Source organism: Novosphingobium flavum (genome assembly GCF_014230315.1).
Taxonomy (GTDB): Bacteria; Pseudomonadota; Alphaproteobacteria; order Sphingomonadales; family Sphingomonadaceae; genus Novosphingobium; species Novosphingobium flavum.
In genome coordinates this window covers 186917-213594 of the sequence record NZ_JACLAW010000006.1, presented here as the reverse complement: position 1 = coordinate 213594, position 26678 = coordinate 186917, and the positions used below count along the sequence as shown (strand labels likewise).

Below are 26678 nucleotides of genomic sequence, written 5' to 3'. Positions count from 1 at the left end.
GCATCAGGAATTGCTGTCACGCCGATAGAGGTTGATACGGATTGCATCTCCAAAAAGTGTTTCGCTCCAGGACGAAATGATGTCGCGGCGATCAAGCCACTTCACCAGAGCCAGATTGGTATCGCTTTTTTCAATCCTCGGCGTGGAATAGCCCGTCTTGATTTCCGAGAACGGCGCGGGGAGCATGGTGAGAATTTCGCGTACATCATCGTCGCTCAGGGCACTCTGGCATTTGTTGAGCAACGAGATCTGGACGCCAATGGGACCGGAATTCAGGATAACTGCGCGTGCGGATGCAGCATCGAGCGCGCTCGTATCTGCTCGTGTCCTGTCGAGAATTCGTCCCACCACGCCTGCACGTGATGGAACTCCGGGGAGAAGCGCCAGATCCATGGACCGGATGATCGCCAGTTTCTGCTGATCGCTGATGTCCTGCCCGAGCAGTCCTTCGTTAAATTCGTCACCGAGGGAAAACGCACTCTGATCAGCCAGATACTGCTCGATGTTTCTGACGACGAAGCGTACCTGAAGGTGACGGTGATCCTCCAGGAAATCCAAACTCTCCTTCGAGAAGGTAATTTTCCCTTCGTCGATGAGTATCGTGAGTTTTTCTGGGCCGAGGGCGTCCGGAAACTTTGAGAAGTTCCTTGGCAACCTTTGAACGTAGGTTCGGTATATGCCGTGTTCTAGGTCATTGTTGTCGACAAGGAACCTGCGCAGGACATGTGCTTCGTCACCATTGGGAATGTCCTGCTTCGAGAGCGCCGTCGCCACCGGAGCCAGATCAAGGAACGCGGTGAGGCTTTCGGCATCGAAGGTTTCTCTGCCGAGAAAACCAAGACAGTTCTTCCATGTCGGATCGATCCTGCCGAGCCGGAAGACGAGAGCGTGAAACCGGTCGGGTACTTCGTCAATGGCAGGAAGGAGCACCGTTTGCTGGCGGAGGAAGGCGCTCCGGTCGTCGAAGTCCACTTCCTCCCGTCCTATGATGGACTGCACGGCAGCGACGCTCTCCTGCGTATTATGCGGCAGTTCCAGGAGGACGTCGCTCAGGTAGTCAGCGAAGCCGCTTTCGATCCTTGAGCTAAGTGCGTCGTCAGCTGTCTCGAGCACAGTCGTATAGTGCCGTGTGCGCAGGGCGTCGAGATTGCTGGCGCTCAGCACGGTCTGGAATATGAATTCCAGATTTTCGACGCTGAGCTTGTAGAGGCCTTCCTCGAAGAGCATGCGGGCGATACCGGGGAAACGTTCGATGCTCTGAAGGTTCGGCATCTGTATCTCGAGGATCTTGAGCCGCGATGGATCGAAGTCGATGCCCAATGCCAGTATCTGTGGCAAATGTTCCGAAAGGAACCGCGAAATCTCGGGATATGTCTCGGGTAGCGTTGCTAGAGTGCGATCCGGCAGGTGTGCGATGACCTGAGCCACATGGGAGAGGTGTTTGGGGCCGGCGATGGTGGCGGGTATGAAACCTGGCCACGTCTGCACGAGGCCGGCGACCAGCGCGGGGACGTGCGTTCCTGTGGCGTAATAGGACAAAAAGAATTGGTCGCAGCTTTCAAATTGGGAGGAAATATACTCGAGCATCTTCGAAATTTGCGGTGAATAGACTGATGGATCGCTGAGCAGGCAGTCGACGATCTTGACATTGAGGACGTAATTCTGACGAAAATCCTCGTCCCGCATCGCGGCCACGACTTCCTTGGGATTATCGATCTGGAATCCAGGTTCTGGATTCACAAACCCGCGGATCTGGATGAGGTACTTGTTGTCGTTGGGTGACAGGCGGCCGGAATGGAAGAGCGAGGTGTACTGGTAGTAGGTGTCATCGAGATGCCCCTCGAGGATAAGGAACCGCGCGAGTGCGGCGCTTTCCCCGAATGCCGTGAACCATTCGCCGGCCCCGTCCGCGTTCAGCCGAATTAGATCGTTGAACTTGGCTGTTCGCAGGGCTGCGCGCTTTATCCTGATTTCACGAAGGCTGCGGGCGGTGGCGGCCTTGAACTCGACGGCCCTGTGTTCGATTTCTTTCTCGCGCTGCTTATATGTCCTCAGCGCATCCACCTCGACCTGAAGGTTGGGAATAGTGATGCTGCCTTGATGACCTTGGTAATACTGGTATCTGATATTTGAGTTGCTGATGATCTTTTCGAACGCATCACTCTTTGGCAGTGATGTTATCTCAACCCAGGATTGCGAATTGATGCTCACGTGCGTAGCCTGTGATGGCAGCTTTTCGACGAGTGCCATCGCGTAAATTCTTCGCAGCTCCATCAAGTCGGCAGGAACCTGTCCTTCGGCGACATCCAGCAACTGCTCGAGGCGTTCTATCTCCGCCTTGCATGCCGTTTCACCGTTAGCGATCAATTCCTCGTGGCGGCTAAGAATTTGCGCGAGGTTGCCCTTACCCCGGTGCAGGTCTTCAAAATCTCGAGGGAACACGTTCTTGTAGATAAGGACAGCCAGAAGCTTGTTGGCATCCAGCACATTGTCTCCGTCGGTCTCTAGGTTGGCGACGTAGATCGCGTATTCATTGAAGATGTTATGGATGAGCCTGAGGTCATTGAGATATCGCGACACCTCCCGCAGGAACTGGCGATCGAGCCGACCGTCGAGGGAAAGCCGCTTTCCCTGTTCTAACATCATGTCGATGGAATTCGACCTGTTGATGATGGGGATGACGGGAATGATAAACTCGAAGAATTTTGTCCGGTCAGTATTTACGAACATATCGTCGCGCAATGCGTATAGAAATCTGATGGTCCGCTTCACCCCGGAATTTTCATTTATTAGGCTGTTTATTTCTCTGAGGGTAACAAAAATATCTGTGTTATTGAATCTGTCGAGGTCTTCGATGACCACCAGATCATATTTCGTGGATTGGAAAAAATAGATGATCTCGTCGAGGTGGCGGTTGAGGATCGACTCCTGAATGACCGCCGTCGGCATGATCTGGATGTCCTTCAGAGAAATGCTTTTCAGGGATACGCCGAAACTTGCCTTGTAGAGGTGATGGACGGTCACCCAGAGAAAGGACGCCCCCACTGCGAACCATACGAAATTTGGCCAGTTGCCTGGCGCGAGAGGAAGGAAATACCTGCCATTGAGGATGCCATCCCGGTTCTGAAACAGATGCCAGCATGCGGTCAGCCCGATAATAGCGTACAGAGACAGTAACGCAGACCAGCGACCCGGCGATTTGATTCTCTGAAATCGCGAGTGGGGCAGCTGGTTCGCATCGGCACCATAAAGCATCTGCTGGAGAATGCTTCTCTCGATCTCCTGTTTGGTGACCTGCCCGCCGGTGGCAGTCGCTTCAGGAAGAAACGATGCGAGCGAGATTTGCAGGACGTGGGGTTTGTGCTTCTTGAGAAACGACTTGATGATGCTGCTTTTGCCGGAACCGTAAGGTCCCGTCAGAGCGATGTTCGAGACGTTGGAATTACGCGTCGCATATAGTAGGGCGTCGGAATATACCCCTGCAGTGTCGGCATCATCAGTTGGGGCGAGGTCGATGAACTTCGATGGTGTTTCAGCTACCTCGGTCTGACGTCCAATCCGATCAGCGATCCATGTGATGATTTGCCGCAAGCTTCTATGAAATACCATGAAATGCCCCCACTGCTTCAATGGCTAACACGCTTGCGGGGGAAGCTAAAGCCGGTTCGGATGGCAGCGTCAGGCCGGCTTCTGCGGAAATCCATTCCCCCACCGAGGCTGCTCGGGAAAGAGGTTCCTACGTAGCCGTAACTCGCGCTTCGCGGACCAATCGTCCGCTATTTGCCCAGATCGAGATAGTAGCGGGTCGATTTCAGCGTGCCGGTCTGCAGCAATGCGCCCATGCTGACCAACTCCTGCAAATCGCGGGTGGCGGTCGCACGAGAGGTGCCCGTGATGGTGATGTAATTGGCCGCGCTCAGCCCCCCTGTGAAGCCGTCCAACCCCTCGCGGAACATCCGGGCGATGACGCGGGCCTGCCGCTCGTTCAATCGGTCTCGGAAACGGTCGTAGTATTGCGTCTTGGTGATGAGAAAGTCGATCAGGGCAAGGCTATGTGTCTGGGCCTCCAGCACGGTTTCGGCGAAATAGGTTAGCCAAGCGGTGATTTCGTTTTGCTTGTTGGCGGCTTCCAGCGCGTCATAATAGGCGGCACGCTTGCGCTGGATGACATGCGAAAGGGCGATCAGGCTGGGTTGGCCGATTGCCTGTGACAGCGCCTTTTCCGCGAGCGCACGGGCCACACGGCCGTTGCCGTCCTCGAACGGATGGATCGACACGAAATAGAGGTGAGCAATGCCGGCCCGGGTCAACCCTGGCAAGGGTCTTGGACCCTCGGGAGACGTGGCCGCGAACCATGCAAGGAAACTCTGCATTTCCTGTGGCACATCCTTTGAGGGCGGGGCCTCGAAATGCACTTTTGGCTTGTGGATGAGGCCGGAAACGACCTGCATGGCATCCGCATGTTCGCGATAGCGGCCGACGGCCTCGATATCGTGCCGCCCACTGACGACCATGCGGTGCCAGGCGAACAGGGTCTCATCCGTGAGCGGCTCGGCAAAGTCGCGATAGAGCGCGATCATCATTTCAGCGATGCCGCGCTCGGCGGGAGGGATGCGGCGGCCACCGACTTCAAGACCGAACTGGCGGCGCAGCGAACTTTGCACGCTGTCGCGGTTGAGCAACTCGCCTTCGATCTCGGAAGTTTTGAGCGCTTCGCCAGTCATGATATCGATGGTGACGGCGGCGCGGTCATCGTCGGCGAGGTGCTTGACTGAACCGATGAGAATGCCGGATTGTTGCAGGAATTGGGCTTCAGGCGCCACCAGAGGGGCCCTGTCCCACCGAAATTCCGGCCAGTCTGGCTGCTGCCAATTCCACTTCATGAGCTATAAATATCCGCTTTATAGCTCATTGAACACCATTTTATGAGGCAAAACCCTGCGATTTCTGCCTCATCAAGCCCTCACTCGCTCGCTTAGATCCCGGCGGCCCTTCGCCACATGTGGAACTGGCCGCGCCCAGCAAGCTGCTGCCCGCGGATGATAGAGATCACTCATGGGGCGACCAGCTCTGAGGCGTTCTACCTTTGGCCGTCATGGCCAAAGGAGATGTGTCATGGGATTGTCAGAATTTGATCCCGCCGCTCGCGAGCGAGTTTCTTGGAACACCGGGCGCAAGGTGGGTGCGAAGCGCGCGCTCAAGCCCCGCCAGATCTGGGCTGTCCGCTTCTTCCTCGACCAACACGGACGAATTCGGGATCGGGCCCTCTTCGATCTGGCCATCGATAGCAAGCTACGCGGCTGCGATCTGGTGAAGATCAAGATCAGCGACATCGTTAGTGATCGGAGAATTCGAACGCGGGCCACCGTGGTTCAGCAAAAGACCGGACGGCCCGTCCAGTTTGAGCTGATGGACGATGCTCGCGCCAGCCTCCTCAAATGGCTTGAACTCCGGGGTGGATCCCTCGAGGATTATGCCTTCCCCAGCCGCACCGACCACGCTGCCCACATCAGCACGCGGCAATATGCCCGCCTTGTCGACGAATGGGTCACGGGAATTGGCTTACCGAGCGAGGATTACGGTACCCATTCCCTGCGGCGAACGAAGGCGTCGATCATTTACAAAGCCACGGGAAATCTCCGCGCGGTCCAGATCCTGCTCGGGCACACGAAGATTGAAAGCACGGTCAGATACCTCGGGGTCGATGTGGAGGATGCATTGAATTTGGCAGAGGGCACGGAAATCTAAGGCTATCTGGCTCCCCGCCATAGCGGGGAGCCAAAACCTATTCACGACTGCGACGCGCCCATCTTCGCGTGCGGAATGGAAAACCCGTCGGTCCGCATTTGGGAAATGGGAACGGCGGCTCAGCGACCGACAAGGTCGAACATTGGTAAGCGGCAGCTGGGACAATCCCGCCGTTCGGGCCAACCGCGGCGAATGACCGCTGCTGTCAGAAACAGACGTTTACCGTGCGGGCTTCGGGCGGCCGCAGATGCGTAAATTACGGCGTTGAAGGTTGACGGCTTCCGTGAACGGTCGCCGCGAGCTTTTCAGACAGCATCCTCGCTAGGCGTCTCGCCGGCGTCGGAAGTGCCTTCGACCTTCTGCAGAAATGCACGCAGACCCCCTGTTGCCGGAGCAATGACACGGACTTGGCGCTGAGCGCCTGAAAGCCGCTCCAGCGTCTCCGGAGAAATGCGGTTAAAGAGCCGGTCAACCCATTCGATTGACTGCTGGGCTGGTGAATAGCTGATTGGAGAACCGTGAACATATCGCTGCCCGTCAGCGACAAAGCCAAAGATTTTGCCCTCTGATTTGCGATCCAGAGAGACGATCTGCGGAACACCTCCCGTCAGAGGGTCGGCACCCAACTCAAGGGCGTCGCAAAACGCGCTAAACAGTGACCGCGCCGTGCCACCCTGCGGGGAATTTCTCCAGTTCTCCAGTTCCCGATTGAGTGGCTCGCTACCACTACCGAGCGTAACGACGACCCGCGATTTACCGTGATCCGCAGTATCGAGGCGCACATCCCTCCATCCTCGGCCACCAGGAGCGTAGTCTATACGCCAAGCCATAAACTCGCCTTTCATTTCAGACCCTCGCCTGGTCGCGTGCACCACCGTAAAGGCTTGGTCTGGTGCGTTCTGCCGGCGGCCGTAGGCCGTCTGAAGGTACTTAAAGAGTATCACGTGGCGCTCTTCTGGATCTGTCTCAGAAGTCCAAAGCAGGCCTCGGCTGACCAGGTCGATTATCTGCCCGAGAACCAGCGATGGGAACAGCACATCGCCACAGTATCCAAACACGTCTGGCGTAGGTGCAGCGAACACTTTCCGACCGCTATCCCAGCGGTGTGCCTGCGAGCCCCAAGTGATGCGACTGTCAGCCACCACGTAAATCGCGCTTGGCCCGCGGCTATCAACTGACATCCAGGAAATCAGCGTCGTCACTTGAATGCTCTCCGATACTGACGTACGATTACCTATCGGTTCACGATGGGCAACTCCCAGACGCTCCACCAAATGCGGGGCGTGACGGTCGAGGACCTGCGCCAGTTCGGCTTCGCCGGACTGGCGCGGCTGGGTCACCGTACTAGCGTGGTCTATTATTGGTGATCAATCGCTGTGACGCACGTAGTATCGTCCGGTCTGGTGTGTACTGGAAGTATCAGCCGAGGCGGCGACAGCGGCCAGTGACCTTGGAAGTGGTCGATGGCAAGCGCGGTCGATCTGCACACGCCGGTCCTTCGACACCATCGCCTGAACTCGTCATTGGGCGCCTTCGAAGGTCGACTAAGACATAGCTCGATGTACTAGGCCGTTTGCTCGCATCCCTACTTACCAGCCGTCCCTATTACACGGGATTCCAGTGGTTTTTGGACTGGTGCAACACGAGCAATTGCTGCATTCATCCAAACGGTTTTGATCTCACGCCGGGGGTACTCTTCTGATAAAGGCCGCTGCTCGACCGGACGTCATCGCACCTGACCTTCGTAACGTTTTCCCTGCTTTCGAGTCGCACGGATCCTATACCTGCGGTTCCGCTTCCCGCGATGACGCGTCCACCGCGCTTTCGCCTGCGAGGGCTCGTTCCGCCGGGGATCCGCATGCATGACCCTCTGATTAGTCCTGCTGCCTCCGACGCCGGCGGCATAGCCGCGAGGCGAGGCTTTCGCGTGCAGGACCACGTCGCCGCGCGGCTCGCCCTCGAGATGCTCCAAGCCCCGGGCATCGAACAACTCGAATGCGAAACCGGGGACGACATCATCCTTCGCCGCACAGACAAGGCGATGTCTGTCAACGAGTACATCCAGGTGAAGACCACGGAAGCGGAAGGCAAGTGGAACATCACGGAACTTACAACACGCGATAAGTCTCGCAAGGGTAGTTCTGTTTGCGAGAAATCCCTGCTCAGCGATCGGTTCGGGGGGACGGCTTGGTTCCGGTTTGTCACGACGCGCGCGATATCAACGAAGCTGGCGCCGTTCCTGCGCGCCCGAGCCAATCGCAACGGGTTTGCGGCGTTCGACGATCTGGTCGCGGCATTCAGGAAGCGTTACCCAGACGTCAAATCGGGATCGGGGCTCGGGCTCGGCGAGTGGGCGGAGCGAATGTTATGGGAAGTGGAAGGCGAGGAACGGTCCCTGCTTGCCCGTAACGTGAACGAGATGCTGCGCCTTGCGGCCGGTCGTGGTCCGACGCCCGCCTACCACCTCATGCTGGACACTTACGCCGCGCTCGTCAGCAAGGTCCGGGCCATGGGCGATGCATCGGTTGCCGAGCCAGAGAAGAAGATTTGGTCGCGCGGCGACTGCATCATCTGGTGGGACGAGCGGCTGAAAGCGATGCGGGAGTTAGCCTCCTCCGCCGTCAAGGTATACCAGATGGCGAGGCCGACACCTTTCTTCTCGGAACTCGCGCGCATCGACGAAGTCGAGCTCAAGAGAGCACTGTACGCCTTTGATGTGGAATACGACGACGAAAAATGGCGCAGAGGCGAGTTGATCGAACACCTGCTCGACTGGCTGCCTGAGATGGCGCTGCCGGCGAGTACGCTTGCGAGCTTCAACCATCTTACCGCTCGGCGTCTGCCCGTCGCTGCCCTTAAGGCGCTGGAGCGGCATGGCGCCGTCGACATGCCTCAGGTGGTCGCGGCGCTCATGCTCCACGCTATCCTGCGTCATCACTTTGATGCTGAGCCGATCGCATGCCGCATCTTCTTCCGGATTGCTGGCGGGATGCGTTCCACGAGCGCGCACATAGTGCAGAAGCCGGAAGGCGACGAGATCTGGCTTGGGCGCTCGAAGCTCATCACGGCGGAGACCCACCGAGAGGTGGTGGACGAGGTGCTCGGAGAGCTGCGGACGGCGTTGAACCGCGATGTGCTCGTCGAAGAGCGCGACATCATCGTGCAGTTGCGCGAGCCGCATCACCTCAGAGCGGACTGCCTCGGCCCTGTGCTGGACTCGATGGCAAAGACCTCGGACCTGCTCCGCGTGCTGCGACTTCCCGTGCTGATCGCCTACGACAGCGCCACGCTGTCCCCCGGCTTCGCCCCCGGATACGTCGAGCGTCTCCGCAAAGAAGTCGACGTTGAATACGCACGGATAAAGACGCAGCTGGGACACGAGCTCGACAGGGTCGAGGTGGCGATGTTCCTCGTTCCTGTCGAGTGTGCCGACACGCTCGCCATAGAGTTCGAGAAGCGGCTGAGGCGAGCGTAGATGGACGCAGAAGCGATCCGCCGTCATCTGGGCGACCGGGACACGTTCGCCGAACACCGTTTCGCCATCCTTCGCGCGCTGGTCGGGATGGCGAACGACGAGAGGAGCGTGGTCGCCGCCCGTGAGCTTATCATAAGAATGCTGGCGCTGGGGGCAGCGCTGAACGACGGCTACGACGAACTTCTAGACTCGCTTGTTCGCCAAGTTGGCCTCTACCCCTACGTCGATCAGAATAGGCCACGCGGTTTCGAGGACCAGATCGTCATCGAAGCGCATCGAGTGCCCGGTCTGAAAGACAATCGTCTCTTCCACAGTCTGCAGCTCTCCGTTTTCCAGGAACTCGTCAGCGGCCGGAACGTGGTCCTGAGCGCACCGACGAGCGTCGGGAAGAGCCTCGTCATCGACGCCGTCCTAGCTACCCGACAGCACAAGCGGGCTGTGATCATAGTGCCGACGATCGCGCTCATCGACGAGACGCGTCGCCGCGTCGGCCAGTCCTTGGGACACTCCCACGATATCATCACCCATCCCAGTCAGAAGCGTCTCGATGACGGTCGTCCCACCGTTTACGTCCTCACCCAAGAGCGTGCGCTGAGCCGCACCGACCTCGACGACGTCGACTTCTTCGTGATCGACGAGTTCTACAAGCTCGACCTGCGCGGAGGCGAGACCGACGAGCGGGCAGTGGATCTCAATCTCTGCTTCCATCGCTTCGCAAGCCAAGGCGCCCAGTTCTACCTCATCGGCCCCAACATCGCCGACGTTCGGGGACTTGCATCGGAGTACCGGCATGTCTTCTTGCCTTCGCCCTTCTCGACGGTAGCGCTGGACGTCATCCACTTCGATCTGAAGAAGGACGGTCCTGAGCGGGCTGACAAACTGGTGGAGCTCTGCCGCAGCTTCACATCTCCGACGCTCGTATACTGCCAGTCGCCGCGCAGCGCGAGGGAAGCCGCGAGGTTGATGTACTCGGCATGCGACTTATCGCTCGTCGAGACGACGAGCGACGCCGTAGAGTGGCTAGAGCAAAACTTCCCGTCGGAATGGGAAGTGACCCAGGCGCTGCGGAGGGGTGTCGGCATCCATCACGGCAACGTGCCTCGTGCGCTGCAGCAGTACATGGTGCGAGCTTTCGAGGAGGGCCACATCAAGTTCCTCGTCTGCACGTCGACCATGATCGAGGGCGTCAACACGGTCGCCGAGAACGTCGTCATCTTCGATCGACGCCGAGGCAACAACAAGACGATCGACGACTTCACGTTCAGGAACATCGCCGGGCGAGCCGGCCGGATGAACCGCTATTTCATCGGCAAGGTATTCGTCCTCGAAGCTGCGGTCGAGGAGGGAGACCACGTCGTCGACCTGCCGATCGAGCGGCAGGATGATACCACCCCCCTATCACTGCTCCTCGACCTTCCAGCAGGAAGTCTGACGCGCCAGTCGCAAGAGCGGCTGATTGAGGTGTTCTCGAACTCGAAACTGAGCGAAGCTACGATCCGGCAGAACCGATACCTGCCAATGTCCGCGCAGAACGCGGTTTTCGACGCGATCTCCGAGCTGCATGATGCGCAGCCGAGGCTTCTTTCGTGGCGGGGGATGCCCGACTCGGACCAGCTGCTCGCGGTCTGCAACATCATCTTCGACCATGTCGATCAGGGGGCGGGTCTGCGTAGACACGGCATCTTCAAAGGGAGCCAGCTCCAGGCTGTGCTGACTGGGCTGATGGCCGCCCCGGACTTCGGGAGCTTCATCCGCCGAAGGGTCGAGGAGCGTTGGAAGGACCAGTCGATCAGCGATGCGGTTGAGGGCGCCCTCGCGTTCCTGCGAAACTACGTCGGCTACACGTTCGGCAGGCAGCTGATGGCCGTGAGTCGCATCCAGGCCGACGTGCTCACCCGCTTCAAGGGGACGCGACCGGGCGACTACAGCCTACTTGCCGCGCGTGCTGAGTCACTCTTCCTGCCGGCAGGCCTATACGCCTTGGACGAGTACGGCGTCCCGGCGGAGATCGCGGTCAAGCTCATGCGATCAACCGGACCAATCGAGGACGTCGACCAGGGACTGAGGATGCTCGCCTCCATCCCGCTCCACGATATAGATTTACTACCCTTCGAGCGCGACCTCATCGCGAATGTGCGACGTTCGCTTCCGCCCCGCGCCTTCGTAACGGCAGACCCTGCAGGCGCGTGAAACCTTCGAACGGCGGCCTATGGTGGCAGCGGACATTCGCGCCCCGTTGGCGACCGTCGTAAAGTGGTCGCGAGCAGCCGGAATCGGACGGTCTGCACCTGCGGCGCAAAAATTGTCCGCTGAGCGTCTGACAATGATGACGTGGACGGCTCTCCAACCCTTCCGCAGGATGACCTGCGGATGAGCCGGAAGGAGAGCCACGATGGGAACAGTCACGACGATTGGTTTGGACCTCGCGAAGAACGTGTTCCAGGTGCACGGTGTGGATGCCGATGGTGCGGCGGTATTGCGCCAGCGATTGACGCGCGGTCGCATGCTGAAGTTCTTCGCGAAGCTGCCGCCTTGCTTGATCGGGATCGAGGCCTGCGCCTCATCACATTTCTGGGCGCGTCAGCTCATGGCGCTGGGTCATGATGTAAAGCTGATGCCGGCGCAGTATGTGAAGCCGTACGTCAAACGCGGCAAGAATGATGCTGCCGATGCCGAAGCGATCTGCGAAGCGGTGACGCGCCCGACCATGCGTTTCGTCGGGATCAAGTCACCGGAACAGCAAAGCGCGATGATGTTGCATCGTGTTCGCCTTATTCTCAACCGCCAACGGACACAGCTATCCAACGCCCTGCGAGCGCATATCGCAGAGTTTGGTATCGTCGCGCCAATCGGCAGGAATGGAATCGACCAACTTCTCGATATTGTGGCTGACACGGAAGACGCTCGTTTACCCACCGATGTCCGGACCTGCCTGGACATGCTGGCAGCCCAACTGCGCATTGTGAAAGAGCAGATCCTCGAGAATGATCGCCGGATCATGGCAAGTGCGCGGGAAACGGAAATCGGCCGGCGGCTGATGGAGATACCAGGCGTTGGACCATTATTGGCAAGCGCGATCGTTGCGACTGTCCCTGATCCCTCAATCTTTCGCTCAGGCCGCGACCTAGCGGCTTGGATCGGGCTGGTGCCTCGACAAAACTCCAGCGGCGGGAAGGAACGCCTTGGTGGCATCACGAAGGCAGGACATCGCTATTTGCGGCAGATGCTCATCGTCGGTGCTGTGGCGGTCATTCGCTTTGCTGAGCGCCATAAGTCGAAGCGGCCCTGGCTCGTGCAGTTGCTGGCGCGCAAGAAGGTCAAGGTTGCCGCCGTGGCGCTCGCCAACAAGAATGCCCGCATGATCTGGGCGATGATGAGCAACGGCGAACGGTACCGCGAGCCGCAGATTGCATAGAATATAGCGCTCAGCGCTGACGATGTTGGGAAGGGCGGACAGGAGCTAATGCACAAAGTCGGTTGAAACCGCCGGATCGGGAAAACCCATGTTTCGACCCAGCACCTCGAGTGCGCGACAATGGTCGGGACCCGAGCCGCGCTAATGGCATTACGACCAGCAGCACATATGCTGCACCAACAGGTCGGACACATGGCCGCACCAACCAACGACGCAAAGCTCAATATGCCACTTGCCAACGGAGAGCCGTCCACACAGGGTCGGCCTTAGCCTTGATGGCTTGGGCGGTCCGGAATGGCAGGCTTCAGGCGCTGAATAGCAGAACCAGAACTTCGCTCAGGTCAACCCATTGAGCAAAACCAGCTTATTTCAGTCAGATTTGATAAAAATAAAACACAGTACAGATGACGTGCCGCACAAACAAATCATCAATATACACAAAAATGGCAACGCATCTAGATTTCATTGATTCCCAGATAGAAGATCTGTCAAGCGCTTGCGGAGGCGATTCTCGTATTCCCTGTCACCAATAAGTGAGAGCGGAAGGTTTTCGAGAAGTTCGTCTAGCATTGCCTCACGAATCCGCTCGATTGAGCTATCGTCTATCAAGCCGTTTGACCTGAGTTCCCGAGTAAGCTGCAAAAAACCTGCAGCGGTGGCATGCGCTCGAAACCCTGCCAGTTTAAGGTCCAGATGTGTTTTCTGGGCGTCACTTTGATCCATCTGGCTTCTCCCGAGCACCGCTTCATTTTGTCGGCCCAACTTACCAGACGCACACGCGCAGCGCGACATGCAAAGCGAATGGGGCAAGGTCAGTTCATCGAGCTGCGGCGAGGAGGATTTCGATACCCGATGCCTGCGCGGCTGGGCCGGAAGGGGAGGCTTGTTCAGACCACCGGCTCGTGATGGCTTGTGAGCCTCGCGCGCTCCCAAGCCACACCGCGTGGGCGTTCAGTTGCGCCCAAGCAGAAAGCTCGCTGCGTTCCGGGCTCGTGGGCATGCTGTCCAGCAGGCGCCCGAGATGGCCCGCAAAGACACCCTTGAACACGACACCGTCGAGGCCAAGCTCGTCGACCGGCTCGCGCAGGATCTCCTCAGGCGTGGTCAGGGTCCGCTTAGTGGCCAAGGCAAGCTTCACCGCGATCGCGAGATATTGCGGATCGCCCGTGATTTTGGTGAGGTCGTTCAAGGCGCCGATGAGCACGCCCTGGTTGTATGTGTACCGTGGCTGCCCGTTGTTATGGCAATCGGCATCGAGTCCATCGTTAACAAGCCCGTCGGCTCCGATCATCTTGGATGCAGAGAGCCATGACCAACCGCGCAGTGCCCAAGTGCGATAATGGTCCGCGCCGGTGGCATGGAACATCTGGGTTGCCGCGTAAATGAGCAGTTCGTTGGTGATTGCATTCTTGTAGGTGCGCGCTTGATCCCACCACAGGCCGCCGCCGCAATGGTCATCCCAATAGTCGCCGACTATCCGATCAAAGGTCATTTGGGCATAGGTGAGCAGTTCAAGGTCACCTTCCCGCTGCCAGACATGGATACTGGCGATAGCCGCCCACAAGAAATCATCGTTCAGGGTCAGTCCCGAGCGATTGCGGACAAAGGCAGAGACGACATTGTGGTATTGGCGATCTCGGCTGAGGCTTTCGTAGTCGAGCAAGGCATCGACGATTACGAAGCGTTGCCACGGCTCTGCTCCCTGCCAGGTTTCGTCACCTCGCCATTGCTGATCAAGGTAGCTGGCGGCAACTCCGGCACGCCCCAGCCAGTGGTCTTGGCCGGCGCGCAAAGAAGTCGAGCCGCCAACCGTAAGGACGGCAACAAGTAGGCCATGAAGGGCCGCTTGTCGCAGTGAAACCATGCCATTCCTCCGGACGTTCCTAGTCTAGATGGATCTGCGACGATCATCGAGGCCAGAACCAGAATCAAGAGAACAGACTAACCGTCAACAATGGCCAATTCATGCCGATGACCCCTATGCTATTTCGTTTGCGAAGGCGCCACGCAGAGCTTTCCAGCGGCCTTTCATGGCTTGGCCCAAAAGGCTAGGCTCTGTTCGCCGATCAGCGGAAGCGTTCGATGTTGCGAACGACCCTCAGCGGCCAGGGGAGGAACGGCATTGCAGGAACGGATGCGCATTGCGTTGAAGGGCGCGCGGCGCCGATTGATCGCGACGACGCGGTCGTTTCGCCGTCAGGTCGACAAGACAGGCCTGTTTCCCGACCTGACCGGGGAAAATGGCATGGCTTTGCGCCAGTCCGTTCGAACCGAAGGCGAACTTTCCAAGTCCTACATGCTGATGTGCGGACTGTCGGCGGGGATCGCTTCACTGGGCCTGCTGCAGTCGTCCACGGCGGTGGTCATCGGGGCCATGTTGATTTCACCCCTCATGAGCCCGATCGCTTCGATGGGCTTCGGTTTCGCCTCGCTTGACGGAAGGCAGATCCGCGAAGCGGCCAAGGTCGTAGCGATCGGGGCGGCCATCGGCATCCTGACAAGCGTAGTGCTGACATGGCTCAGCCCGATCAAGAACGCGACCTCCGAGATCATAGCCAGGACCGAACCCACCCTGCTCGACTTGGCGATAGCGACCCTGTCGGGAATGGCAGGTGCTTTCGCCACGGTCTGGCAGCGCGGTGCCACGGCGATCGGGGTGGCGATCGCCACGGCCCTGATGCCGCCTTTGGCAACGGTAGGCTATGGCCTGGCCATCGGCGATCTGGCCTTTATGGGGGGCGCCTTCCTGCTGTTCCTGACCAACCTGGCAGCAATCGCCTTCGCGTTCGCCTGCGTGGCGCGGATCAGCGGTTCTGCGCGGCCTTTGGCCCGGGTGGAGTTGACCCCGCGCTACATCATTGCCGGCATGGCCGCCTTTCTCATTCTTGCTACTCCGCTGGCGCTGACGCTTTACCGGGTCACTCGCGAAGCCAAGGCCGCATCCTTTGCCCGGCGCGCCTTTGCAAGCGAACTGCACTTGACCCGATCCAATATCGCCCAGCTTGAAGTGCGCTGGCCGATCAAGAGCGAGCCTTCGATCGATGCGGTGTTGATCACGCCGAGCTATCGCAGCGATGCCGAAAAGGTGATTGCGGCAAGGCTCCAAAACGATCTTGGCGCTCCGCCGCAGGTCAGCATCCAGCAGGTGGTCGCGTCGGACCTACTTTCCAAGACCGAGGCGATTGTCGATTCTGCCGTGCAGCGCACGGCTGCCGGGATTACCCGCGACGTGCCGCCGCTGCTGGCCATTCGTACGAAACTGGGGATGCCGGCCCAAGCACTTTGGGTGAACCGGACCGAACGCACGGTGCAAGTCGTTCCGATCGAGGCGCCGGGCTGGACGCTGGCGGACTACCGCATGCTGGAAGGCAAGGTTCAGACCGCTGGCGGTCGATGGCAAGTTCATATCCTGCCGCCCGCTCCAGCCAATCTCTTCATCCCGATTGCCAGCCAGGACGGTTCGCTCAGTTCGCCGGAAGGAAGTCTCGATGTCGCAGTTTGGGCTTTGGACCGTTGGGGCATGCAGAACATCGGCATTGCCGGCTTTGCACAGCGCAAAACTGACGATGAAGCGAATCAGGAGGCGCGCACGAACGCCGAGTTCGCTGCTGCTGCGCTGACCAGCCATGGGATCGCCAGCACGATCCAGATCGTCGAACCTGGTTCCAGCCTTTTTCGGCAGGCCGTGAAAGAGACTGGCGGTGAAAGCGGCGTTGTGATCCGGATCGTGCCGCCGCCGCCGCCGCGGTGACGGTGCCATGATCAGTCCTGCATCCGGCGCTATCGCGCCATGCAGGACAGCTTGGGTTTAGAAAGCCGTCAAGCACTGCCGTCCCGCGTTTGGAGGCGACAGGATATCTCGCGTTGCGCGTCTTCCAGCCGCAGTCTTTCGTGCGCAAGTGCGGCTTGGGCGACGATGGTTCCCAGAAGGATTTCGCGTTCAGGCGGGATGGGATTGCGGCCGTCATCGCGCGCGAGACCCAGCACGGCCAGTACACCCAATGATGTCATGAGCGGCTGGAATTGCCAGCTTGCTTCTGACACGATCAGCGTGCCGCTCCCGGTTGGCTTACCGGTTTGCCAGGCCCAATCGAGCGCCGCCTTGTCGAGCGGATCGAGTTGCACGCCTTCAGGAAGAGAACTGACCACATGCAGTTCGCCGCCGATTTCCCGCACCACCAGCGTTTGCACGTTCAGGATATCGGCGACTTCGCGGCAAACGGCGTCCGCCGTGGAACCCCAGTCGGCAACGCGGGTCAAGGTCTGGGCAAAGGCGGCCAAGGCGGCGCTTTCCCGGGCGCTGCGATCGCTCAGGGCGAGCCTGCCGCGCAGGGTTGAAGTCAGCCACGAGGTGTAGGCGGCAACGGCGGCCAGGACCGTGAACATCAGCCAGGTTTGAACGGCCCAAGGATTGAAGGATCGCGCCGGGTTCAGGATCAGCACGTTGAAACCAGTCGATGATATCACCGCCGCGACCAAGGCGGGGCCCAGGCCCAGCGATGCGGCGGCGGCGATGACCGGGAAAAGAAACAAAACGCTCAGGTAGCTCGTGCCGGTCACAAGCTTCAGGATCAGGACCAGCGCCAGAGTTGCCAACGACCCGATCGCCGCCAGGACATAGCTTCTGGCGGCGGCCCGTTCAGACAGACCAATGGCTCTTCCTGCAGGTCTTGCCGCCGCAACGGCATGGAACACGATCGACGAATTCCGGCGGGTTAGCTCTGCCATAAGCGAAGGGCTTTGCAGACGCTCAGCCAAAGTCCTTGGTGTGGTGGTCAGGACGACATGAGGGGCAGCGCTGGCCTGGATGTGCTCGCAGATTGCATCTGCTTCCGTGGCCCCGGGAAGGCGAAACACCATTGCGCCCAGGCCCGCTGCCAAAGTCAGGGCTTCGCCGGCGCGGGTCAGCGACAATTCATCTCGCGCCTTCGGTGTTTCGGCGAAAATCGCCTCCCAGGGCACCACATATCGATCGGCCAATTGCTTGCCGAGTTCGACAGAACTCGCAGCGCTCTCGGTGCCGTCAACAACTACGAAAATGCGATCGCAGCCCGGCTCTTCACGGCCATCAAACGGCCCGCCGGTAGCCCTGAGCGGCGCGGGAGACGAATGTTTCATGCCGCGCTTGTCCTTGCGTTTGCGGTTCCGGGCAAGGTCCAAGATGACAGTAGCCCACCTTCCGTCACGAGATCCTGCGATCTTCGATGGCCGCAATGTCTCCATCTTCGGCGATTTCGCGTGCAATCTCTGCCTCGGTCAGCACGGCATCACCGGCCGGTCCTGCAACGCGCAGGATCAGGAAACCGAGGAAGCCCGACAGCAGCGACCCCAAAATCACGCCCAACTTGGCTTCCTCAATCAGCTCCGGCGATGTGGCAAAGGCCAGCATCCCGATGAACAGGCTCATCGTAAAGCCGATGCCGCACAGGACGGCCAGGCCATAGACCTGCAGCCAGGTCGAGCCACGTGGGCGCTGCGCCAGGCCCAGCCTCACCGACAGCCAGACCGACGAAAAGATCCCGAGTTGCTTGCCGAGGAAAAGCCCCGCGGCAATGCCGAGTGGCAAGGGTCGCACCAAGGTGGAAAGGCCGGTCCCGGTCAACGAAATGCCGGCATTGGCAAAGCCGAACAACGGAACGATCGCAAAGGCAGACCATGGATGCAGAATATGCTCGAGCCTGTGCAGGGGCGAATCCGAGGCATCGGGGCGGCCCGGGCTTCCAATGACGGGTATCGTGAAAGCCGCCAGAACCCCGGCGATCGTGGCGTGGACCCCTGAGGTGAGCACCGCGAACCAGAGCAGGACGAAACCCGCAAGATAGGGCGCGAGGTTCCGCACGCCCGCCCGGTTGAGCATCATCATTGCGCCCAGGATTGCCGCCGCGGCCAGCAGCGCCGCGCCCTTGATGCTGGCGGTATAGGCCAGGGCGATGATCACCACGGCGCCCATGTCGTCGACGATGGCAACCGTCATCAGGAACAGCTTGAGCGCCGTGGGAACGCGGCTTCCCAACAGGGCCATGACTCCGATGGCAAAGGCGATGTCGGTCGCCGCCGGTATCGCCCACCCCTGGGCCAGGCCGGGGTTGCTGCGCGTTACGGACAGGAACAGCAGCGCGGGGGCCGCCATTCCGCCGAGCGCGGCAATGAACGGCAGCCGTCGCTGCTGCCAGGTGACAAGGCGTCCATCGACGAACTCTCGCTTCATTTCGAGGCCGACAAGGAGGAAGAAGACCGCCATCAAGCCATCGTTGATCCACAAGTGCACGGTCATCGGGCCGAGCTTGTTGCTCAGCACCGGGCCAGTTTCGGCGTGGAGGAAGTGAAAATAGGCCTCCGAGAGGGGACTGTTGGCGATGACCATCGCGAGGACGGCCACAACCATCAGGATGATCCCGCCGGCGGCTTCGCCGGCCAGGAATTCGCGCAAGGCCGAACGTTGCATGGTCTTGCTGCCCATCATCTATTCTGAATTCCGAAGGTCAATGTGGCCGCTTGGCAGTAAGCCAGTCCGGTTCTGGAAACGGAGGCGGTATGCACGAGTGGGCTCACGGTCAATCGACGGAGGCGGGAATTTGCCGCAGGGCATCGGTAAAGCGCTGTAGCCACCACATGATGTCATTTTGCTCTACGCCGTGCATCAGCCGTTCCCAGCGGCGGATCCGCTCCGGGCGCGGCATAGAGAGGGCCTGGCGCAGGGCATCGGAAATCTCTTCTGCACTGTGCGGGTTGACCAACAAGGCGTCGGTCATCTGCTCGGCAGCGCCGGCAAAGCGGGACAGGATGATGACGCCGGGATCGTCCGGATCCTGGGCGGCGACATATTCCTTGGCGACGAGGTTCATACCGTCGCGCAGCGGGGTCACGAGACCGATCTTGCTCGCGCGGTAGACCCCAGCCAGCATGTCGCGCGGGTAGCCTTGGTTGACATAGCGGATGGGAACCCAGTCCAGCCCGGCATGGGCCCCGTTGATCCGGCCGGCCAGCCCTTCGAGCGCGCTGCGAATGCGCTGGTAGCTATCGACAGTGCCGCGTGATGGCGGGGCGATCTGGAGCAGGACGACTTCCTTGCGCTCTTCGGGATGCTCGGTGAGGAAGCGCTCATAGCCGAGGAAGCGTTCTTCCAAGCCCTTGGAATAGTCGAGCCGGTCAACGCCCACGATGAGCGTGCGCCCAACGGCGCTTTCCCGGACCCGTTCGAAGGTCTCTCGCGCCTTCTGGCTCGCCGCGAGGGCGGCAAATTCCTTTGCGTCGATGCCCGCGGGGCAAGCGATCAGCCGGACGCGGCGGCCAAGCGCGGTGAGCACGCCGTCCTGGCTCACAGTCCCGCCCAGTTCTTCCTGCGCATAGTCGCAGAAAGACTGCAGCCATTCCTTGGTGTGAAAGCCGATCAGGTCATAGTCGAGCAAGCCTTCGACCAGTTGCGATGCTTCCGGCAAGGTGGCGAGCAGGCGTCGCGGCGGCCAGGGAATGTGGAGGAAGAAACCGATCGGGTTAGTGATGCCGCGCCGGCGCAATTCCTTGCCGAGCGGAAACATGTGGTAGTCCTGCACCCAGACCAGATCATCGGGCTCGATCAGTGGCCTGACCGTGTCGGCGAAGCGCTCGTTGGCGCGCTGATAGCCTTCTGCATAGCTGCGCTCGTACTCGGCGAGGTCGATGCGGTAATGGAACAGGGGCCACAAGGTACGGTTGGCGTAGCCGTTGTAATACTCGTCGATGTCCTGCTCTTCGAGGTCGACCGTGGCCGTGGTGACGCCGTCGACGCGCTGGAAGTTTATGTGCCCGGTGAACTCGCTGGTTTCGTTGCCCGACCAGCCGAACCAGATCCCGCCGTGCTCGCGCAGCGCGGCGGAAAGGGCCACGGCCAGCCCGCCTTGAGCACCGCCGCCCGCGCTGACGCGGTTGGATATGACGATCAATCGGCTCATCGCACGCTGTTCCAGGGCTTGCTCAACAGGACGGCGCAGTTGATCAAGCCGACGAGTGAGTAGGTTTGCGGGTAATTGCCCCAGAGTTCACCGCTGACCGGGTCGATGTCTTCCGAGAGCAGGCCGGCCTGGGTGCGCCGGCTGAGCATTTCCTCGTAGAGCGCGCGGGCCTCGGCGGTGCGGCCGGTCAGGTAAAGCGCCTCGATCAGCCAGAAGGTACAGACGTTGAAGGCAGTCTCGGGCAGGCCGAAATCGTCCTCGATGGCATAGCGCAACATGTGCGAACCGCGGCGCAGGCCTGCCTCTATCGCGGCAAGGGTGCTGATGAAGCGCGGGTCGTCCGGGGCCAGAAAACGCAGGTCCAGCAATTGGAGTACGCTGGCGTCGAGGTCGTCTCCCGAAAATGTCGCCGACATGCGCTGCGTGTCGGGACGCCAGGCCGTTGTCTCAATCCTTGCGCGGATCCGGTCGGCCCGCTCGGCCCAGACCGCCTTGCGCTCGCTCAGCCCGAGCGCTTCGGCGGCATTGGCCAGCCGGTCGCAAGCCGCCCAGCACATGGCTACCGAATATGTATGGACAGACTGGCGGGTGCGCAATTCCCAAAGGCCCGCATCGGCCTGGTCATGCAGGGCCCAGGCTCGCTCTCCGACTTTCTCCATCGCCTCGAAGTCGGTCGGCCCCGACATGCGCAGAAGGCGCTGGTCGATGAAGGCGTGAGTGTTGGACAGAACGATCTGGCCGTAGGCATCGTGCTGGACCTGTGAATAGGCGGCGTTACCCACCCGGACGGGACCCATGCCGCGGTATCCCGCGAGACTGGTTGCAACGGCTTCGTGGAGGGTCGGTTCACCCAGAACGCCGTAAAGCGGCTGGACATGGCCGCCCCGGGCGTCGTCAACGATATTGCGCAGATAGGCTAGGTAGCTTTCGAGGACGTCCAGTGCGCCGAGACGGTTGAGGGCCTGGACCGTGTAGTAGGCATCTCGAATCCAGCAGTAGCGATAGTCCCAGTTACGCTGCGAACCAGCATGTTCGGGGATCGAGGTGGTCAGGGCGGCAACGATCGCGCCTGTTTCTTCGTGTTGGCACAGCTTCAGGGTGATGGCCGAGCGAATGACGACGTCCTGCCATTCCACCGGAGTGGCAAGACCGCGCACCCATTCCTGCCATTCGGTGGTTGTGGCTACCACCATCTGGTCAAGCGTCGCCGCGATCTCGCCGACGAAGCTCTCGTCGGGGCCGAGGAAGAAATGGAGTGCTCGCTCGACGCGGAACGGGCGCTCTTCGGCGACAAGCCCGATGGGAGCGGTGGTCGTCAGCCGCATGGTCATCGCGCCTGACAAGTAACGGATGTGGTTCGAGCCGCCGATGCGGAAGCCGCAAGTGCCTCCCCAGTCGCAACTGGGGCGCAGGCGGACGCGGATGCGCGGAGAACCAGAAACCGGACGCACGATCCGTGCAAAGGCAACCGGCCGATAGCTGCGGCTTAGGCGCCTGTAATAGGGGCAAAAGTCGAGGATCTCGATCTCACCGCCGCTGGCGTCGCGATGGCGTGTGACCAGGATCGGCGTGTTGCGCAAATAGGCCTGGCTGGTCTCGATGCAGTCCTCGAGGTCGATTGCCCAGAACCCCGATTCCGGCTCCTCGCCGCCGAGCAGCGCGGAAAACAGCGGGTCGCCGTCGACCCGGGGGACACAGGCCCAGACCATGCGTCCACCCGTGTCGACCAAGGCCGAAACCTGGCAGTTGCCGATGGGCCAGAGATCGAGCGTGGCTTTCATCGCAACGTCTCCTCCAGCCATGCGCGCAAAGCCATCGGCGAGGGGAGCGCAAAATCTGAGGCGCTGGGTCGGGGCTGGCCAATCAGGATCGCGTGGCCGCCGAGAGCGCGCGCCATCACGAAGCCAGGTTCATCAGTGACGTCGTCGCCCGCGAAAACGGGCTTGGTCCCCTTCATTGGCGAGCGGTCCATGAGACGCTGAATTGCCAGCCCCTTGTCACCGCCGGCCACACGCAACTCGACCATCATCTTGCCATGCTGGAGGCCGAGTTCCAGTTCGGCCGACAGCGCGATTGCGACCGCCTGCGCTTCGGCGGCCTCGCCCGGGACCATTCGGTAATGCAGGGCAACGCCGAAACTCTTTTCTTCGACAATAAGGCCGTGGCGACCTTGCGCAAAAAGGCGCAGCCGGTCGGCGGCCTCGTCGAGAGCGGGGGGGCGGTTTGGCCGCGCAAGGATGCCATTCCAGCGATGCTCGCATCCATGGCTGCCCGAAATGGCCAGGTCGGCTGCAAATTCGCCGAAGATCTCGTCAAGCTGCTGCAGTGATCGGCCGCTGATGATGGCCAGGCGCCCCTTCAGCTTCTGCTTGAGCCTGACGAGGAGTTCCCGCAGCCTGTCATCGACGCGGACAGCATCTGGGCGGTCAACGAGTTCGAGCAGGGTACCGTCCAGATCGAGGAAGAGCGTAGCCTCGTCGAGCAGATCAGTGGGCGGGGCGTGGCGCTGGGTACAGTTCAAACCGATTGAAGATCTCCTGTAGTGGATGAGTGGACCTTCGCCCACTTGATCACGATTGAGGCGTGGCGGCTTTCGCGGCAACGTCCAGTTCGGCGGCGGTCAGCGAAATGACCAGGCCCTGCGGGCCTTTGGCAAAGGCTCGCTTCGGCAGGCCGACGGGACCGGAAGCGCGATCAACAACGACTTGGTCGCCGTTCAATTCCTTGATGGTTCCGATCAGTGCGCCTGACTTGCCCCGAACCTCGGCACCAGGCACGAGCGCGGCACTCAGTTCGGCGTCGGCCTTGTCGAGGGCGGCCTGGATCTGGGCGTCAATCTGGGCCTTGGTCACCGAAACGGTCGGCCCCTTGGCGCTGGAACCAAGTGCGCTTCGGGGAAGCGTGGCCTTGTGCGTTCCCGTGTCAATCACGATCGTGTCGCTTGCCACGCTGTCGATCTTGCCGACCTCGCTTCCTTGCGGACCGTAGATGACGGCCCCAATCTTGAGGTCAGCCGATGCGGCAGTCGGCGCCGTTTGGGCCGTGGCCGCACCGGGAGCGATGAGGACGAACGTTGCAGCGGCAAAAATACTGAACAGTTTCAATTTCTTTCTCCTGTTGCCTGGTGCACGCACGCCTTGCTGCAGGTGCCCATCAGAGTTTTCGGTTTCCGGCGGGCGGGAACCTGGCGTGCTGCCTGGATCATTAATGTCGGGCCAACTCCGAGCCTCGATTGGCGATGACCCATGTGCCCATCCGTTCCGAGTACGTGAGGCCGCAAACCCTGCGGCCTTCCTCCCACAGTTCTGCAGGAAAGGGGGACGCATGCTGATTGGAGTAATCCAGGGCTCCCGCCACATCCGCGGCGATAAACTGCAAAATCTCGGGTTCGGAAAACCCCGCTGAATGCATGACAAGCTGGAAAATCGGCATCGGTTTTGCCTGGATCACCTTCACTTCATGACGGGCTGGGCGAAGCCGCTCGACCGGCCTGCGTCGACGCGCCCTCACGGCTGCGCGCGTGCGAGGAATTCCGGAGGGGCGGCGTCGCTTGCATGCTTTCCGGGATGCCCGAGCCTTCGCGATAGGTCCAATTGAAACGATACCTAGAATTTGATAGATTAAATCTATCGGAGGTCTGATGCTGTCGTTCCGCCAGTTGCAATATCTCGTGACGGTTGCCGACCAACGGCATTTTCGCCGTGCGGCAAGCTACCTCAATGTTTCGCAGCCGACACTGAGCCTGCAACTGCAAAAGCTGGAGGATCAGTTGGGGGTCAAACTGGTCGAACGCGGCAATGGACCCGTTCACCTGACGCCGATCGGACGGGAAATCGTCTCCCGCGCGCGTCAACTCCTGCTCGATGCAAATGACCTCGAGGCATGCGCCCGGCGGGGCGTGGGCGATCTGGTCGGAACGATCAGCCTCGGCATATCACCTACCATCGGTCCCTATCTGCTGCCTGGCATCGTTGGGGTGCTCAAACAGGCGATGCCCGAACTGAGACTGCATATCCGAGAAGGCATTCCGAGTGAGCAGGCCCAGGAACTACGCCGCGGGACACTCGACATGATGCTGACCCCAGTGGCAACTGTCGGAAACGACCTCCACGTCGAGCCTCTGTTCCATGAGCAATTGTATCTTGTCGCCCCGCCGGAGCACCGACTGAGCCGGCTTCCCGAATTGACCCGTGCGGACCTGCGAGGCAGCCAGGTGCTCAGCATTGATCCGCGCTATCCGTTTCATCAGCAGACCCAGGATATCTGCGCTGAACTCGGATTGGAATTGCTCAGCAACTACGAAGGAACCAGCCTCGACAGTCTGTGCCAAATGTGTGCATCCGGCCTCGGGTTGGCCATCTTGCCTGAGCTATACCTTAGGTCCGACGTTGGCGGAAAAAACGTGGTCGCTCCGCTTGAGATAATGGACTGGTCAGGGTCGAGATCGGTCGCCGCGCTGTGGCGCAGGAATTCTGTTTACAGTGAGAATTATCGCAAAATTGCCGAGGTAATCGATCGCGAAGCGTCGTTGCTTCTCAAGGCTCCGCAATCGATCGTTGCCCCAACGTTGCGAGTTTAGCGGACAGCCTGGGCCATCTGGCTAACGTTAAGTCCCCTTGTCCGCCGAACCTGCTCGAAATCCTTGCGAGAGCACATGGTAAAGCTTGGCGTGGCAAACCTTGCTGCTCACCCAATCGGCAATGATTGCCGTGATGAACAGGGGGATGATCATTGAACGGTCGGCCGTCATCTCCATGACGATGATGACAGCGGTCAGCGGTGCCCTGACTACGCCGGTAAAATAGGCCGCCACGCCAAGCAGGACGAGCGCCCCGGAAGGTTCACCTTTCGCAAAGAAAGCCACGATCTGGCCAAGCCCAGCCCCCACTGACAACGAAGGCGCGAAGATACCGCCTGGTGCACCGCTCAGCGCGGTCGCAAGGGAAGCGACAAACTTTGCCGGACCAAACGCCAGAGATGCTTCCCCTCCGCTCAGCAACTGCCGGGTTGTTTCATATCCGGTGCCCCAGCTCGCCCCGCCACTGGCAAGGCCGGCAGCCGCCACCAGAAGGCCGCAAGCAAATGCAAGGGCCAGAGGATGTGAACGGGCGAACACAAACGGGCGGCTAGTCGAAGTTGCCATCGCCACGAGAAGGCGCGCGAACGTGCCACCTGCCAGCCCTCCCAGCACGCCCATGACAGGTGCGAGGACCAGGATGTCGCGGATAGCGAGGTGCCGGGTCACGGCGCCGAAGTAAACATAGTCGCCCGCAATCCCGAGGCTGACGAGCCCCGAGATCATTACCGCAGCCATGACCAGAACCGCGACTTTCTGTTCGAACGCGGCGGCCAGTTCTTCGATCGCGAAGGCTACCCCGGCCAAGGGCGTGTTAAAGGCAGCTGCAACGCCGGCCGCACCACCCGCGATGATCACGCCGGCATTGATCGGAACCCGCAGCCAGCGATGCACTGCAACCATCAGCGCGGCGCTGATCTGCACGGTGGGGCCCTCACGTCCGACGGCACCGCCGCCCAGCAACATTGCCAGCGTGCCAATGAACTTGGCCGAAGCGGTACGCAGCGAAATCAACGTCCCCTGCGCGCTGACAGCCGGATTGTGTCCTGCCGCCATGACCTGTGGAATTCCTGATCCGCGCGCGTCTGGAAACCAATGCCGCGTAATCCCAACCACCGCGACGAACACAACAGGTGTTCCGGCAGCGGCGAGCCAAGGTGAGGCGGCAAACGCGCGATCAAATATCTGCTGCGCGGCTTCGCCGCTCTTTGCGAACGCAATCGCGACAAGTCCGAGCAGCACCGCCCCGATTACCGCTGCAGCCCGGCGCAATAGAGCGGTGGGATCCAGCCGATAGTTCTGCGGCCAGCATTTTTCGAACAAATCCATGGCGGGTCGCTTAGGGTAGCCGGGTCAAGGAGGCAACGGATCGCAGATGGCGCGCCACTGAGCCTACATTCGCGAGCCATCGCAACTGGAAAGATGTGCCATCATGACGCCAACAAGTTGCCACCTCGTTCGATCAGGGCGGGCTGGCCACTCACCCCCGAGGGGAGTTCCCGTCGAAAGATGTCCAATTCCGGCGGCATGATC

At 60.3% G+C, this 26678-nt stretch carries 18 protein-coding genes; 6 read left to right on the top strand and 12 right to left on the bottom strand.

Annotation, left to right across the window (positions count from 1 at the left end):
* Window positions 1-3: 3 nt before the first annotated feature.
* The gene (locus H7F51_RS09470) at window positions 4-3609 is read right to left on the bottom strand and encodes a YobI family P-loop NTPase (RefSeq protein WP_221774078.1); all 3606 of its coding nucleotides are present in this window, start codon (window positions 3607-3609) and stop codon (window positions 4-6) included.
* Window positions 3610-3776: 167 nt separating this feature from the next.
* Window positions 3777-4883, bottom strand: a complete 1107-nt coding sequence (locus H7F51_RS09465; protein WP_185664005.1) for a Fic family protein — start codon at window positions 4881-4883, stop codon at window positions 3777-3779.
* Window positions 4884-5115: 232 nt separating this feature from the next.
* Here H7F51_RS09465 and H7F51_RS09460 point away from each other — a divergent pair, with 232 nt between their 5' ends.
* Window positions 5116-5748, top strand: coding sequence for a tyrosine-type recombinase/integrase (locus H7F51_RS09460; protein ID WP_185664004.1), 633 nt, complete (start codon window positions 5116-5118; stop codon window positions 5746-5748).
* A gap of 305 nt (window positions 5749-6053) precedes the next feature.
* On the opposite strand, the gene H7F51_RS09455 is transcribed toward H7F51_RS09460, so the two are convergent.
* Window positions 6054-6950, bottom strand: coding sequence for a hypothetical protein (locus tag H7F51_RS09455; RefSeq protein WP_185664003.1), 897 nt, complete (start codon window positions 6948-6950; stop codon window positions 6054-6056).
* 602 nt (window positions 6951-7552) lie between these two features.
* On the opposite strand from H7F51_RS09455, the gene H7F51_RS09450 reads away from it, so the two are divergent.
* From H7F51_RS09450 to H7F51_RS09440, 3 genes are all read left to right on the top strand, one after another.
* Window positions 7553-9223: a Hachiman antiphage defense system protein HamA gene (locus H7F51_RS09450; RefSeq protein WP_343061258.1), complete on the top strand. Its 1671-nt coding sequence runs from the start codon at window positions 7553-7555 to the stop codon at window positions 9221-9223.
* Window positions 9224-11413: a DEAD/DEAH box helicase gene (locus H7F51_RS09445; protein WP_185664001.1), complete on the top strand. Its 2190-nt coding sequence runs from the start codon at window positions 9224-9226 to the stop codon at window positions 11411-11413.
* A 202-nt stretch (window positions 11414-11615) separates the two neighbouring features.
* Entirely contained in the window at window positions 11616-12638 is a 1023-nt protein-coding gene (locus H7F51_RS09440) for an IS110 family RNA-guided transposase (protein WP_185663984.1), read from the top strand.
* A 462-nt stretch (window positions 12639-13100) separates the two neighbouring features.
* Here the strand turns inward: H7F51_RS09440 and H7F51_RS09435 are convergent, their stop codons facing one another.
* Both H7F51_RS09435 and H7F51_RS09430 read right to left on the bottom strand, forming a co-directional pair.
* A complete protein-coding gene (locus H7F51_RS09435) occupies window positions 13101-13361 on the bottom strand; it encodes a hypothetical protein (protein WP_185664000.1) in 261 nt (86 codons plus the stop codon).
* A 94-nt stretch (window positions 13362-13455) separates the two neighbouring features.
* Complete coding sequence (locus H7F51_RS09430; RefSeq protein ID WP_185663999.1) at window positions 13456-14502, bottom strand: glycoside hydrolase family 76 protein; 1047 nt, start codon at window positions 14500-14502, stop codon at window positions 13456-13458.
* Between the two features lie 258 nt (window positions 14503-14760).
* On the opposite strand from H7F51_RS09430, the gene H7F51_RS09425 reads away from it, so the two are divergent.
* Entirely contained in the window at window positions 14761-16389 is a 1629-nt protein-coding gene (locus H7F51_RS09425) for a DUF389 domain-containing protein (protein ID WP_185663998.1), read from the top strand.
* Between the two features lie 68 nt (window positions 16390-16457).
* Here H7F51_RS09425 and H7F51_RS09420 read toward each other — a convergent pair whose 3' ends face one another.
* From H7F51_RS09420 to H7F51_RS09395, 6 genes are all read right to left on the bottom strand, one after another.
* Window positions 16458-17798, bottom strand: a complete 1341-nt coding sequence (locus H7F51_RS09420) for a DUF4118 domain-containing protein (protein WP_185663997.1) — start codon at window positions 17796-17798, stop codon at window positions 16458-16460.
* A gap of 22 nt (window positions 17799-17820) precedes the next feature.
* Entirely contained in the window at window positions 17821-19098 is a 1278-nt protein-coding gene (gene nhaA, locus H7F51_RS09415) for a Na+/H+ antiporter NhaA (RefSeq protein WP_246448112.1), read from the bottom strand.
* A gap of 94 nt (window positions 19099-19192) precedes the next feature.
* Window positions 19193-20569 (bottom strand): alpha,alpha-trehalose-phosphate synthase (UDP-forming), encoded by a 1377-nt coding sequence (locus tag H7F51_RS09410; protein ID WP_185663996.1) that lies wholly within the window; start codon window positions 20567-20569, stop codon window positions 19193-19195.
* Complete coding sequence (locus tag H7F51_RS09405; protein ID WP_185663995.1) at window positions 20566-22350, bottom strand: glycoside hydrolase family 15 protein; 1785 nt, start codon at window positions 22348-22350, stop codon at window positions 20566-20568. Before H7F51_RS09405 ends, H7F51_RS09410 begins: the two co-directional genes overlap by 4 nt.
* Window positions 22347-23090, bottom strand: a complete 744-nt coding sequence (otsB, locus tag H7F51_RS09400; protein WP_185663994.1) for a trehalose-phosphatase — start codon at window positions 23088-23090, stop codon at window positions 22347-22349. The genes H7F51_RS09405 and otsB overlap by 4 nt, the downstream gene beginning before the upstream one ends.
* Window positions 23091-23139: 49 nt before the next feature.
* Window positions 23140-23673, bottom strand: coding sequence for a hypothetical protein (locus H7F51_RS09395; protein WP_185663993.1), 534 nt, complete (start codon window positions 23671-23673; stop codon window positions 23140-23142).
* Between the two features lie 536 nt (window positions 23674-24209).
* Here H7F51_RS09395 and H7F51_RS09390 point away from each other — a divergent pair.
* Window positions 24210-25148: a hydrogen peroxide-inducible genes activator gene (locus H7F51_RS09390; protein WP_185663992.1), complete on the top strand. Its 939-nt coding sequence runs from the start codon at window positions 24210-24212 to the stop codon at window positions 25146-25148.
* Window positions 25149-25175: 27 nt separating this feature from the next.
* On the opposite strand, the gene H7F51_RS09385 is transcribed toward H7F51_RS09390, so the two are convergent.
* Complete coding sequence (locus tag H7F51_RS09385; protein WP_185663991.1) at window positions 25176-26474, bottom strand: chloride channel protein; 1299 nt, start codon at window positions 26472-26474, stop codon at window positions 25176-25178.
* Window positions 26475-26678: the final 204 nt, after the last annotated feature.